This is a genomic window from Rhizobium sullae, assembly GCF_900169785.1.
Classification (GTDB): domain Bacteria; phylum Pseudomonadota; class Alphaproteobacteria; order Rhizobiales; family Rhizobiaceae; genus Rhizobium; species Rhizobium sullae.
On record NZ_FWER01000243.1, the window covers coordinates 1 to 253 of the forward strand.

At 62.1% G+C, this 253-nt stretch carries 1 pseudogene; it reads right to left on the reverse strand.

From position 1 onward, the window contains the following. Positions 1-167, reverse strand: a pseudogene (locus BN1800_RS43330) (transcriptional regulator); the annotation flags it as partial. Between the last annotated feature and the right edge of the window lie 86 nt (positions 168-253).

Genomic DNA, 253 nt, shown 5'->3' on the forward strand with positions numbered 1-253 from the left:
AGCTCGCCGACCGAATACTCGCCCTCCACAAGAGTGCAGACGATCATCAGGCGCGCCGGATGGGACAGCGTTTTCAGGAGGACTGCGACTTCTCCGGCCCGGTTGGCCATTTCGGCGGGGGAAAGCCGCGCCTTCATCATTGCCTTAAGGTCGGTACTCGTTCCCATGCTGCTCCCTATAATGTATCGAGGGGAAACTTGAGGTAGCGCTTGCCGTTGGCTTCCGGCTCCGGCGGGCGCCCGCCGCGGATGTT